Origin of the sequence: Vibrio sp. HA2012 (genome assembly GCF_002812955.1) — a bacterium.
Classification (GTDB): domain Bacteria; phylum Pseudomonadota; class Gammaproteobacteria; order Enterobacterales; family Vibrionaceae; genus Vibrio.
The window spans coordinates 186,200-199,586 of record NZ_PFXK01000005.1 but is presented as its reverse complement, the minus strand read 5'-3'; the positions used below and the strand labels follow the sequence as shown (position 1 = coordinate 199,586).

11 protein-coding genes and 2 tRNA genes are annotated in these 13,387 nt (G+C 46.6%); all 13 read left to right on the top strand.

Features of this window, described 5'->3' with window-relative positions; all coding sequences use genetic code 11:
- Positions 1-44 precede the first annotated feature (44 nt).
- Positions 45-875, top strand: coding sequence for a dihydropteroate synthase (gene folP / locus CSW98_RS11300; RefSeq protein ID WP_100800579.1), 831 nt, complete (start codon positions 45-47; stop codon positions 873-875).
- 57 nt (positions 876-932) lie between these two features.
- Positions 933-2,270, top strand: coding sequence for a phosphoglucosamine mutase (gene glmM / locus CSW98_RS11295; RefSeq protein ID WP_100800578.1), 1,338 nt, complete (start codon positions 933-935; stop codon positions 2,268-2,270).
- A gap of 244 nt (positions 2,271-2,514) precedes the next feature.
- Positions 2,515-2,859, top strand: a complete 345-nt coding sequence (gene secG / locus CSW98_RS11290) for a preprotein translocase subunit SecG (RefSeq protein ID WP_100800577.1) — start codon at positions 2,515-2,517, stop codon at positions 2,857-2,859.
- 48 nt (positions 2,860-2,907) lie between these two features.
- Positions 2,908-2,992: transfer RNA gene (locus CSW98_RS11285), tRNA-Leu, on the top strand.
- A 57-nt stretch (positions 2,993-3,049) separates the two neighbouring features.
- Positions 3,050-3,126: transfer RNA gene (locus tag CSW98_RS11280), tRNA-Met, on the top strand.
- Positions 3,127-3,423: 297 nt separating this feature from the next.
- Positions 3,424-3,879 (top strand): ribosome maturation factor RimP, encoded by a 456-nt coding sequence (gene rimP / locus CSW98_RS11275; RefSeq protein WP_100800576.1) that lies wholly within the window; start codon positions 3,424-3,426, stop codon positions 3,877-3,879.
- A gap of 36 nt (positions 3,880-3,915) precedes the next feature.
- Positions 3,916-5,403: a transcription termination factor NusA gene (gene nusA, locus CSW98_RS11270; RefSeq protein ID WP_100800575.1), complete on the top strand. Its 1,488-nt coding sequence runs from the start codon at positions 3,916-3,918 to the stop codon at positions 5,401-5,403.
- Between the two features lie 24 nt (positions 5,404-5,427).
- Positions 5,428-8,133, top strand: coding sequence for a translation initiation factor IF-2 (gene infB, locus CSW98_RS11265; protein WP_100800574.1), 2,706 nt, complete (start codon positions 5,428-5,430; stop codon positions 8,131-8,133).
- 129 nt (positions 8,134-8,262) lie between these two features.
- Positions 8,263-8,667 carry a 30S ribosome-binding factor RbfA gene (gene rbfA / locus CSW98_RS11260; protein ID WP_100800573.1) on the top strand — a complete coding sequence of 135 codons (405 nt, stop codon included), beginning with the start codon at positions 8,263-8,265 and terminating at the stop codon, positions 8,665-8,667.
- Positions 8,667-9,605, top strand: a complete 939-nt coding sequence (truB, locus tag CSW98_RS11255) for a tRNA pseudouridine(55) synthase TruB (protein WP_100800572.1) — start codon at positions 8,667-8,669, stop codon at positions 9,603-9,605. Before rbfA ends, truB begins: the two co-directional genes overlap by 1 nt.
- A gap of 111 nt (positions 9,606-9,716) precedes the next feature.
- A complete protein-coding gene (gene rpsO, locus CSW98_RS11250; protein WP_100800571.1) occupies positions 9,717-9,986 on the top strand; it encodes a 30S ribosomal protein S15 in 270 nt (89 codons plus the stop codon).
- Positions 9,987-10,254: 268 nt separating this feature from the next.
- Positions 10,255-12,381, top strand: coding sequence for a polyribonucleotide nucleotidyltransferase (gene pnp, locus CSW98_RS11245; protein ID WP_100800570.1), 2,127 nt, complete (start codon positions 10,255-10,257; stop codon positions 12,379-12,381).
- Between the two features lie 95 nt (positions 12,382-12,476).
- Complete coding sequence (gene nlpI, locus CSW98_RS11240; RefSeq protein WP_100800569.1) at positions 12,477-13,373, top strand: lipoprotein NlpI; 897 nt, start codon at positions 12,477-12,479, stop codon at positions 13,371-13,373.
- Positions 13,374-13,387: the final 14 nt, after the last annotated feature.

Here is a 13,387-nt window from a genome sequence, read left to right as displayed (position 1 = left end):
GTTTTTTGTCATTGTATCCAGTGAAAAGGAGATGATCAGGTAAGATGAAACTACGGGCCAATAATAAAGAATTAATACTGGATCAAACTCATGTAATGGGCATTCTGAACGTAACGCCGGACTCTTTTTCCGACGGAGGCAGTTATACTACGGTAGAACAGGCTGTCGCACAGGCTAACAGGATGATTGAGGCCGGAGTCAGCATTATCGATATCGGGGGGGAGTCGACTCGTCCGGGAGCTGCAGAAGTCACTCTGGAGGAAGAACTGCAACGAGTTATTCCCGTTATTTCCGCAATCCGGGAATGTTCGGATATATGGATCTCTGTGGACACTAGTAAAGCGGAAGTGATGCGACAGGCCGTTAAAGCCGGAGCCGATATTATTAATGACATACGTTCATTGACTGAGCCCGGTGCACTGGAGGCGGCTGCAGAAGCAAAGGTTCCTGTTTGTCTGATGCATATGCAGGGACAGCCGAAGACGATGCAGGATAACCCGACGTACCGGGATTTTTTGCCGGAAGTAGTGAAATACCTGCGTGATCGGGTTGAAGAATGCGTTGCAGCCGGTATCTCCCGCGATAACATTATCATTGATCCCGGCTTTGGTTTTGGTAAAACGGTGGCTCATAATTACCACCTGCTGGCACATATGGACTGGTTTCAGAGCCTGGGATATCCGCTTCTGGCGGGTATGTCCCGCAAATCGATGATCTTTAAAGTGCTGGATAAAGAACCAGCAGACTGTGTTGCGGGAAGTGTGGCATGTGCTGTGGTTGCCGCATTAAAGGGTGCGCAGATTATTCGTGTACACGATTTTGCTGAAACGCTGGATGCGATGAAAATCAGCGCTATGCTGCAAAGATATAAATGAGTCGGTGCCACCGGCGCATAAGCACAACAGAAATTAAGATAAGTTTAGGAAATGACTATGTCGGAAAGACGTTATTTTGGTACCGATGGTGTACGTGGAAAAGTCGGGCAGTTCCCGATTACCCCTGATTTTGTATTGAAGCTTGGCTGGGCGGCAGGACGTGTTCTGGCTCAGCAGGGAACTAAGCAGGTGATTATAGGTAAGGATCCGCGGATATCCGGTTATATGCTGGAATCAGCGTTGGAAGCGGGGCTGGCTGCTGCTGGTCTGAAAGCGACACTGACAGGACCGATGCCGACACCGGCAATTGCTTATCTGACGCAAACCTTCAGAGCTGAAGCCGGTATCGTTATTTCTGCATCGCATAATCCGTTTTATGACAACGGTATTAAGTTTTTTTCTTCTGAGGGAACCAAACTGCCAGATGAGGTAGAGCTGGCGATTGAAGCGGAACTGGATAAAGAGCTGCAGTGTGTCGATTCAGCTGAATTAGGCAAAGCGATGCGCTTAAATGATGCTGCCGGCCGCTATATTGAATTTTGCAAAGGGACGTTTCCTAAGCAGCTGAACCTTTCCAAACTTAAGATAGTCGTTGACTGTGCTAATGGAGCAACCTATCACATTGCACCTGCGGTATTTGGTGAACTGGGTGCTGATATTATTGCAATGGGTGTTGAGCCGAACGGTATTAATATCAATGAAGAGGTCGGTGCTACGGATGTCCGTGCTCTGCAAAAGCGGGTTGTGGACGAAGGTGCTGATTTAGGTCTGGCTTTTGATGGTGACGGTGACCGGCTGATCATGGTTGACCACAAAGGACACAAAATTGATGGTGACCAGATTGCTTACATGATTGCCCGTGATGCTTTGCGTCGTGGTGAGCTGAAAGGTGGTGTTATCGGTACGCTTATGACCAATCTGGGTATGGAAAATGGCCTGAAGCAGTTGGGTATTCCGTTTGAACGTGCAGCGGTCGGTGACCGGTATGTGATGGAAAAGCTGCTGGAAAAGGGCTGGAGTATTGGTGCGGAAAACTCCGGACATGTGATTCTGCTAGATAAAGTAACCACCGGAGATGCCATTGTTGCAGCGCTACAGGTACTGGCGTCAGTCGTCGATTCCGGCTTGTCTCTGTATGAACTGTCACAGGGGATGACCCTTTATCCTCAGGTACTGGAAAATGTCCGTTTTTCCGGAGATTCGAACCCAATGGAATCCGAATCAGTCTTGACTGCGGTTGCAGATGCGGAAGAGCAACTGGCCGAAAAAGGTCGGGTGCTGTTGCGTAAATCCGGGACGGAACCGCTGATCCGGGTGATGGTTGAAGGTGAGGATGCTGTTCTGGTTAAACGTCTTGCTCTGAATATTGCTGAAGTTGTAAAGGGTTGTTGCTGAGCACTACCGTTTTAATCTCCCTGTCAAAGAGTGGGATGAGGGAGATTAAAGCATACTTTTGCCGTTTATTTGAGCGTTTAGAGCCGACGTGTCATTTTTTTGTATTTTTTACTTGTCAGCACAAGATGCTTTCGCTAGTATTTGCTCCGCCTCTGAAATCGGAGGCCGCTGGCTTTATCGTTGAATATTAAATGTGAATATCAACAGGTGGCGCTAGCTCGACACATTGAACATAGGTGGAAATATGACAACAGTTCTACTTGTGATTTACCTGTTGGCAGCTGCTGGTTTAATTGGCCTGGTGTTGATTCAGCAAGGTAAAGGCGCAGATATGGGAGCATCGTTTGGTGCTGGTGCTTCAAATACAGTATTTGGCGCAACAGGATCCGGAAACTTCCTGACTAAGATGACGACTTTTTTTGCCGTTATATTTTTTGTTGTTGCTTTGGTTTTTGGTAACTTAGCAACCCATCAGACTGAGTCTCAGTGGGTTGATCCGACGAAAGGAATGGTTACTCAGGAAGCAACAGACGTACAGAGTGAAGCTCCGGTCGTTGAAGAAAAAACCAGTGACGAAATTCCTCAGTAAACTAAGAGATTCGTTTTAAAGTTGAAAATGGCTTTAAAACAATACGATGCCGAGATGGTGAAATTGGTAGACACGCTAGCATGAGGTGCTAGTACCGTAAGGTGTGAGGGTTCAAGTCCCTCTCTCGGCACCATTACTTGTATTCACTTGTAAAACAATCTGTGGTGCGTATAATGCATTTTCAGTCGGACGCGGGGTGGAGCAGCTTGGTAGCTCGTCGGGCTCATAACCCGAAGGTCGTCGGTTCAAATCCGGCCCCCGCAACCAATGTTTTCGAGAGTGTGTTTTCGAGAGTCTGATTACAAGTAATCATAATTGACTTTATCAGTAAGAAATATTCTGCCTGGATTATGAGTTGATTGTGAGCTGAACTATTATCAGTAATAGCTGGTTTCAGTTCAGTGCTATCAGGGTCCGGCAAGACAAAACCCCGACTTACGGGGTTTTTTGTTATCTGTACCTTAGAAAGGCATATGTAAAGCATTGTTTTTCTTGGATTTCAGATTTCTTGCTTGGTGTTTGAATTGGGCTTTTAGCCCTTTTTTTGTTTCTGGAGTGGTTTAAATGACTGGTTTAGAAAGACAACTGACAGAATTGTTAACATCTCCGGTTGAAGCGGCTGGTTATGAATTTGTCGGATTGGAATTTGTCCGTGCCGGCGAGCACTCAACACTGCGCATTTATATCGATAGTGAAAATGGTATTAATGTCGATGATTGTGCAGAAGTTAGCCATCAGGTGAGTGCTGTGCTCGATGTGGAAGATCCGATTTCGGTTGCCTATAACCTGGAGGTTTCTTCACCAGGTCTTGAGCGGCCACTTTTTAAAACTGAACACTATCAACAATTTATCGGTCACGAGGTCAGCGTTGTTCTGAAAATGGCTGTGGGTAACCGCCGTAAATGGAAGGGAGTGATTCATTCCGTTGATGGCGAAACCATTATTGTCACAGTAGACGGACAAGAAGAAGAGTTTGCCCTGAGCAACATTTCCAAAGCTAACCTGATCCCTAAATTTTAGTTCTCCCAGAGAATAAGAGCTTAAGAGGCTATATAAATGAACAGAGAAATTTTAGCTGTTGTTGAAGCGGTTTCTAACGAGAAGGCTGTTCCTCGTGAGCGTATTTTTGAAGCGCTGGAAATTGCACTTGCGACTGCAACCAAGAAAAAACACGAAATGGAAATTGACGTTCGTGTGCAGATTGATCGTAAAACAGGTGATTTTGAAACGTTTCGTCGTTGGTTGGTGGTAGAAGAAGTTGAGCATCCGACCAAAGAAATTTCACTGGAAGCGGCACAGTTTGAAGATGAAAATCTTGGGCTGGGCGACTTCGTTGAGGACGACATCGAATCTGTGACTTTTGACCGTATTACTACTCAGACGGCAAAGCAGGTCATTGTTCAGAAAGTTCGTGAAGCGGAACGCGCTCAGATTGTTGAACAGTTTATCGATAATGAAGGTGAGCTGATCACTGGTGTTGTGAAGAAAGTTAACCGTGACACTGTAGTACTTGATCTTGGTAACAATGCTGAAGGTGTTATCCTACGGGAAGATCAGCTACCGCGTGAAAATTTCCGTCCGGGAGATCGCGTTCGTGGCTTGCTGTATGCCGTTCGTCCTGAAGCCCGTGGCTTTCAGCTGTTTATTACCCGTTCCAAGTCAGAGATGCTGAGTGAACTGTTCCGCATCGAAGTGCCGGAAATTGGTGAAGACCTGATAGAGCTGCGTGGCGCGGCTCGTGATCCAGGCTCACGTGCCAAGATCGCAGTAAAAACCAATGATAAGCGTATCGACCCTGTTGGTGCCTGCGTTGGTATGCGTGGTGCTCGTGTACAGGCTGTATCTGGTGAGCTTGGTGGTGAGCGTATCGATATCGTGCTATGGGACGATAATCCGGCTCAGTTCGTCATTAATGCAATGGCTCCGGCCGATGTGGCATCCATCATTGTTGATGAAGATGCACACGCAATGGATATTGCTGTAGAAGCCGATAATCTGGCTCAGGCAATTGGCCGTAATGGTCAGAATGTTCGTCTGGCTTCTCAGCTGACCGGCTGGGAACTGAACGTGATGACGGTGGAAGATCTGGAGAAAAAACACCAGGAAGAAAGTTCTGCTTCCATCGAGAACTTTATGAAGCACTTGGATATCGAACAGGATTTTGCTGAACTGTTGGTAGAAGAAGGCTTCTCTACACTTGAAGAAGTTGCTTATGTTCCGGTTAACGAACTACTGGACATCGATGGTCTGAATGAAGAGATCATTGAAGAGCTTCGCAGCAGAGCCAAAGAAGCACTGACTACTCTGGCTCTGGCTCAGGAAGAGTCGTTTGAAGGACTGGAACCGGCAGACGATCTGCTGGCACTTGAAGGCCTTGAAAGAGAAATGGCGTACAAATTCGCTGCTAAAGGTGTAGTGACATTAGAAGATTTGGCAGACCAGGGTATTGATGACTTAGAAGGTATTGATGGCCTTACAGAAGAGCGTGCGGGTGAGCTGATTATGGCTGCACGTAATATCTGTTGGTTTGGCGATGAAGAATAATTATTTCAGCAAGGAGGTAGCGGAATGACGCAACTTACGGTTAAAACATTAAGTGAAGAAATTGGTACTCCGGTTGATCGCTTATTAGAACAACTTGCTGATGCGGGTATGAAAAAATCAATGAGTGACAGTGTTTCGGAAGATGAGAAGCAGCAGCTTTTGACCCATCTGAAAAAAGAACATGGGGATATTTCCGGCGATGCATCACCAACGCGTTTAACTCTGCAACGTAAAACTCGCAGCACATTAAGTGTTGCAGCGAGCGGCGGGAAGAGTAAGAATGTGCAAGTTGAAGTGCGCAAAAAACGTACATACGTTAAACGTAGCGCAGTAGACGAAGAAGCAAAACGTCAGGAAGAAGAAGCCCGACGTGAGGCTGAAGAAGCAGCAATGCGTGAAGCGGAAGCAAAGGCCAAACGTGAAGCTGAAGAACAGGCTAAACGCGAAGCGGAAGAAACAGCGAAGCGTGAAGCGGAAGAGAAAGCAAAACGTGATGCCGAAGCAAAGGCGAAGCGTGAAGCAGGAGACAAAGCAAAACGCGAAAATACTGAGCGTTCTGCGGAAGATAAAGCTATGCAAGAAGCAGCTCAAAAAGAGGCGGAAGAACTGAAACGCCGTCAGGAAGAAGCAGCGAAGCGTAAAGCAGAAGAAGATGCTGCTAAGCTGGCGGAACAAGCCCGTAAACTGGCGGAAGAAAATGAAGCCCGCTGGTCAGCTGAAGAAAAGAAAGGTGGTGATGACGAAGCTGATTACCACACAACAACTAACAAATATGCACGTGAAGCGGAAGAAGAAGCAGATCGTCGTGCTGACAGTGCTCGCCGCAAGAAGAAGAAAAAACCTTCTTCAAAAGCTGAAGATGCCGAAAGCAACAGAAGCAGTCGTCCACCTCGCGTCAAAGGACAAGGCCGTAAAGGTAAACTGTCTAAACCGACATCGATGCAACACGGTTTTGATAAAACAGCAACCGTGGCCAAGCAGGATGTTGTGATTGGTGAAACGATCGTTGTTTCTGAGCTGGCGAACAAAATGTCAGTGAAAGCGACCGAAGTTATCAAAGTGATGATGAAAATGGGCGCAATGGCGACCATCAACCAGGTTATCGATCAGGAAACGGCTCAGCTTGTAGCTGAGGAAATGGGTCACAAAGTGGTTCTGCGTAAAGAAAATGAGCTGGAAGAAGCCGTTCTTTCTGACCGTGACAGCACTTCTGAAGCTGTACCGCGTGCACCGGTTGTCACCATCATGGGTCACGTTGACCATGGTAAAACATCGACACTGGACTATATCCGTAAAGCACACGTTGCTTCCGGTGAAGCCGGTGGTATTACTCAGCATATCGGTGCTTACCATGTAGAAACTGAGAATGGAATGATCACGTTTCTGGATACTCCGGGACACGCAGCATTTACTGCAATGCGTGCTCGTGGTGCTCAGGCAACGGATATCGTTGTTCTTGTCGTTGCTGCGGATGATGGTGTTATGCCTCAGACAATTGAAGCTATTCAGCATGCAAAAGCAGCTGGCGTGCCTCTGATTGTTGCCGTAAACAAGATCGATAAAGAAGAAGCTAATCCGGATAATGTGAAGAATGAGCTTGCTCAGTATGATGTTATCCCAGAGGAATGGGGCGGTGAAAATATGTTTGTACATATCTCTGCGAAGCAGGGTACAAACATTGACAGTCTGCTGGAAACCATTCTTCTCCAGGCGGAAGTTCTGGAACTGACAGCAGTTAAAGATGGTATGGCTTCTGGTGTGGTTGTTGAATCACGTCTGGATAAAGGCCGTGGTCCTGTCGCTACTGTTCTGGTTCAGTCTGGTACTCTGCGCAAAGGTGATATTGTTTTGTGTGGTCAGGAATACGGTCGTGTTCGTGCCATGCGCGATGAAACCGGTGAAGAAATCACTGAAGCTGGCCCGTCTATTCCGGTTGAGATTCTGGGCTTGTCTGGTGTACCAGCATCCGGTGATGAAGCAACCGTTGTTCGTGATGAGCGTAAAGCACGTGAAGTAGCCAACTATCGTCAGGGTAAATTCCGTGAGGTGAAACTGGCTCGTCAGCAAAAAGCGAAACTGGAAAACATGTTCTCTAACATGACTGCCGGCGAAGTGGCTGAACTGAATGTGGTTCTGAAAGCTGACGTTCAGGGTTCTGTTGAAGCGATTGCGGACTCTCTGCTGAAACTGTCTACCGATGAAGTAAAAGTCAGTGTTGTAGGCTCCGGTGTTGGTGGTATTACTGAGACTGACGCTGTGCTGGCTGCGGCTTCTAACGCTATCATCCTTGGTTTTAACGTTCGTGCAGATGCTTCTGCCCGTCGTACTATTGAAGCTGAGAATCTGGATCTGCGTTACTACTCAATCATCTATCAGCTGATTGATGAAGTTAAACAGGCTATGAGCGGTATGCTGGCACCTGAATTCAGACAAGAAATTATTGGTCTGGCTGAAGTGCGTGATGTGTTCAAATCGCCAAAACTGGGTGCGATTGCCGGCTGTATGGTGACTGAAGGTCTGATTAAGCGTAATAATCCAATCCGCGTACTGCGTGATAACGTGGTTATTTACGAAGGCGAGCTGGAATCACTGCGTCGCTTTAAAGATGACGTTCAGGAAGTTAAGAACGGCTACGAATGTGGTATCGGTGTTAAGAACTATAATGATGTTCGCGTCGGTGACCAGATTGAAGTATTCGAAACGGTTGAAATTCAGCGTACGTTGGATTAATACCCGGCTTCCCCGGTTAGGGGAGGAAACAAATCTTGACTAAGATTACGTTTAAGTAATCGGTCGTTAAATACGCCATGGGGGGCTGGTTTTGACCATCCCCCCATCTTTTCTAATAGAGAGAAAATAATGTCAAAAGAATTTAGCCGCACTCAACGTGTGTCTCAGCAGCTACAAAAAGAGCTTGCCGTTATCCTTCAGCGTGAAATACGTGACTCCCGAATCGGCATGGTCACTATTTCCGATGTCGAAGTTTCCCGTGATCTGGCTTACGCAAAAGTCTTTGTTACTTTCCTGTGCGTCGGTGATCAAACGCCTGAATCCAGTCTGCAGGCACTGAAAGAGCATGAAGTTCATGTCCGTATGATGCTGGGTAAGCGTATCCGTCTGCGTCTGACTCCGGAAGTCCGCTTCACTTACGATAATACCCTGGTCGAAGGTATGCGTATGTCCAACCTTGTTACTGAGGTGATCAATAGTGATAAAGTTCGTGCTCAGGAAGCCGGACGCAGTGATGAAGAGGATAACGCATAATGGCCCGCCGTCGTAAAGGCCGTCCGGTAAATGGTATTGTCTTACTGGATAAACCGACCGGTATTTCTTCGAATGATGCGTTACAGAAAGTAAAGCGTATCTATTTTGCTGAAAAAGCAGGACATACGGGGGCTCTGGATCCTTTGGCCACAGGTATGCTGCCGATTTGTCTGGGAGAGGCAACTAAGTTTTCACAGTTTTTGCTGGATTCCGATAAACGCTATCGTGTGGTGGCTAAACTGGGAGAGCGTACTAATACTTCTGACTCCGATGGTGAAGTGGTACAGGTTCGTGATGTGAAAGTTGATCGCGGGCAACTGGAACGCTGTATTGCCAAATTTCGTGGTGAGACGGATCAAATTCCATCGATGTTTTCTGCGCTTAAATATCAGGGAAAACCTCTGTATGAGTATGCGCGGGAAGGCATTGATGTTCCGCGTGAATCGCGCAAAATAACGGTGTACAGCATTGAATTGCTTCGTTTTGAAGGTGGTGAAGTTGAGATGGAGGTTCACTGTTCAAAAGGAACCTATATCCGTACCATCGTCGATGATCTGGGTGAAATGCTTGGCTGCGGTGCACATGTTATTTATCTGCGCCGGACCGGTGTGTCAAACTATCCATATGAAAAAATGGTGACATTAGAGCAACTGGACGCTTTACTGGAGCAGGCTCGTGAACAGGATATTCAACCCAAAGAGTTGCTGGATCCTCTGCTTTTGCCTATGGACAGTGCGGTTCAGGAGTTACCGGAAGTCAATTTGATCCCTGAACTGACCGATATGGTTCAGCACGGTCAGCCGGTACAGGTATTCGGAGCACCTCAGGAAGGTACAGTCCGTATGACTAGCGGTGCAGAAAAACTCTTTATCGGCGTCGGTGAAATCGATGATGACGGAAAGATTGCACCGAAGCGGTTGGTCGTATTCAGAGACTGAAAATAACAGTTGCTCCATATCTGCCGTTTACGTATAATTCGCGCTTCTCGTGTCGGCTGAATCAGAGATTGGCTGGCACAGTGTTTAACCTTAATGTATTAGGAAATGATTATGTCTCTGAATGCAGAAACTAAAGCAGCTATCGTTGCAGATTATGCACGTGGCGAAGGCGATACCGGTTCACCAGAAGTACAAGTAGCTCTGTTGACTGCTTCTATCAACCACCTTCAGGGTCACTTTGCTGACCACAAGCAAGACCACCACAGCCGTCGCGGTCTTCTACGTATGGTTTCACGCCGTCGTAAGCTTCTGGACTACCTGAAAGGTAAAGATCTGAATCGTTACCAGGATCTAATCAAACGTCTTGGCCTGCGTCGCTAAGATCAGTTTGTTCAGAAAAGGGGCTTTATGCCCCTTTTTTGTTATCTGAAACCGGTACTTGTTAGCAAAACTGCTACTAACTGGTTTATACTACTCCCTGACTGTGTATTCACAGTCTTTTTTGTGCGCCCTAACGTTTTACAGTCACCGCAGTCGACCATAAAGGTCGCGGCTAATGAAAGATATTCGTATGGATGTTTTCCATTAGTCGCGATTGGTAAAACTAGGAACGTACATCCCTTTAAACACAATAAATTGAGGATATTACGTGAATCCAATCACTAAAACCTTTCAGTACGGTAACCATACCGTCACTTTAGAAACCGGTGTTATGGCTCGTCAGGCAACGGCGGCTGTAATGGCTACAATGGATGATACTGCTGTATTTGTTTCTGTTGTCGGTAAAAAAGAAGCGGTTGAAGGTCAGGACTTTTTCCCTCTTACCGTAAACTATCAGGAACGTACTTACGCTGCTGGTAAAATTCCTGGTGGTTTCTTCAAACGTGAAGGCCGCCCTTCCGAAGGCGAAACACTGATTGCCCGTCTTATCGACCGGCCGATTCGTCCACTATTCCCTGATGCATTCACCAATGAAGTACAGGTTATTGCGACTGTTGTATCGGTTAACCCTGATGTTCAGCCAGATATCATTACAATGATTGGTACTTCTGCAGCACTGGCTATTTCCGGTATTCCGTTCAATGGTCCTATCGGTTCTGCCCGTGTAGGTCATATCAATGGTGAACTGGTGCTGAACCCAAGTCAAAAAGAGTTGGAATCTTCCCGTCTGGATCTGGTTGTTGCGGGTACTGAAAGTGCGGTTCTTATGGTGGAATCAGAAGCAGATAACCTGACAGAAGAAGAGATGCTTGCTGCTGTTGTATTTGGTCATGATCAGCAACAAACGGTCATTACTGCTATCAATGAATTCGCTGCTGAAGTAGCAACTCCAGCATGGAACTGGGAAGCGCCAGCGGAAAATACGGTACTTAAAGCTCTGGTTGCTGAGCAGGCAGAAGCCCGTCTGACTGAAGCGTATCAGATCACTGAAAAGATGGCTCGCTACGAAGAAGTTGGCACCATTAAAAGTGAAGTAGTAGAAGCAATTCTGGCTCAGGATGAAGAACAGGACGAAATGGAAATCCGTAAGGTTCTGGGTTCTCTTGAAAAGAAAGTGGTTCGCAGCCGTATCATTGCAGGTAATCCGCGTATTGATGGCCGTGAAAAAGATATGGTTCGTGCTCTGGATGTACGTACCGGTGTTCTGCCTCGTACCCATGGTAGTGCTCTGTTCACTCGTGGTGAAACTCAGGCGATGGTTACTGCAACACTTGGCACTCAACGTGATGCACAGATTATCGATGAGCTGACAGGTGAGCGTAAAGATCACTTCCTGCTGCACTACAACTTCCCTCCTTACTGTGTGGGTGAAACTGGCTTTGTTGGTTCTCCTAAGCGTCGTGAAATCGGCCACGGTAAACTGGCGAAGCGTGGTATTGCTGCGGTAATGCCTTCTGTGGATGAATTTCCGTACACAGTTCGTGTTGTATCTGAAATCACAGAATCTAACGGTTCTTCTTCTATGGCATCGGTATGTGGTACTTCGCTGGCACTGATGGATGCAGGTGTGCCAATCAAATCATCTGTTGCAGGTATTGCAATGGGGCTGGTTAAAGAAGGCGATGACTTTGTGGTTCTTTCTGACATTCTGGGCGATGAAGACCATCTGGGTGATATGGACTTTAAAGTCGCGGGTACCGGTACAGGTGTGACTGCCCTGCAAATGGATATCAAGATTGAAGGTATTACTAAAGAGATCATGCAGATCGCTCTGAATCAGGCAAAAGGTGCGCGTATGCACATCCTTTCTGTGATGGACGAAGCTATCTCTGGTGCCCGTGAAGATATTTCTGAATTTGCTCCACGTATCCACACTATGAAGATCAGTGCAGACAAGATCAAAGACGTTATTGGTAAAGGTGGTGCGGTTATCCGTCAATTGACTGAAGAAACCGGTACTACTATCGAAATTGAAGATGACGGTACTATCAAGATCGCGGCAACTGATGGTGAGCAGGCGAAGGATGCCATCCGTCGTATTGAACAGATTACGGCTGAGGTGGAAGTTGGTAAGATTTACACTGGTAAGGTTGCTCGTCTGGCTGATTTTGGTGCGTTTGTTACCGTACTTCCGGGTAAAGACGGACTGGTGCATATTTCTCAAATCGCAGAGAAGCGAGTAGAGAAAGTGTCGGATTATCTGACAGAAGGTCAGGAAGTTCAGGTTAAAGTTCTGGAAATCGACCGTCAGGGTCGTGTTCGCCTGAGTATGAAAGAAGCGGTTGAAAAGCCAGCGGAAGAAGAAGGTGAGACTTCAGCACCAGAAGCTGAATAACTTATTGCTTAACTGACAGGTTTTCTGGCTTGTCAGATAATAAGCATGTTATAAAGGGAAGCTACGGCTTCCCTTTTTTATTAGAGATAGTATTTGTGAATTGGTTTCGATTAGTAGGTTTAGGTGTACTGCTTATTCTTTCCGGCTGTGCTTCTGTTTCTCTGAATCAGCAAAGTGGTTGGGTATATCCGCCGATGGCAGTTCCTCTGCAGCCAGGCATTCAGCATGAGGTTCAGATTGCCCGTTTAAACCAGTTGCTGCACAGAGACGATCTGGCCGATGATATCCGGGCTAAAATGTATTATGAGCGTGGCAGTTATTATGACAGCCTTGGGCTGAGAGATCTCGCTCGTCTGGATTTTAATCAGTCCCTGAATCTGAACCCTGTCCAGCCGGATATTTTTAACCTATTGGGAGTGTACTTTACTCAGGTTGGTGAATTTGATGCTGCTTATGAAGCTTTCGATTCTACACTGGAATTAGATCCGGAAAATGAGTATGCAGAGAGAAACCGGGCGATTGCGCTTTACTATGGTGGCCGGGGCGATATTGCTCTGGAAGAGATGACAAAGCACTATATGGATGAACCAGCCGATCCATTCCGGGCTTTGTGGCTATATATTATTGAACGGGAAGTCAGTCCTGAGTCTGCTCTGCTGCACCTGCAGGAGCGTTATCAGCATAAGACCGAAAAGTGGGGCTGGGTACTGGTTGCTATCATGCTAAATGATGTGTCTGATGAGCTTGCATTTAAAGCTGTGCTGAATGGTACCCGGGACAATACGGTTCTGGCACAACGGCTGACAGAAACTTATTTCTATCTTGGAAAGCGTTATCAGTTTGCCGGTGATTACGCTAATGCTATTGCCTTATATAAACTGGCATTGTCTTTCAATGTGTATGATTACGTTGAGCATCGCTATTCATTTCTTGAGTTAGGGCGGATATTCAATGAAGTGAAAACCAGTCGTCAACATGAGAGCAAGGATTAGATAACAAACAACGC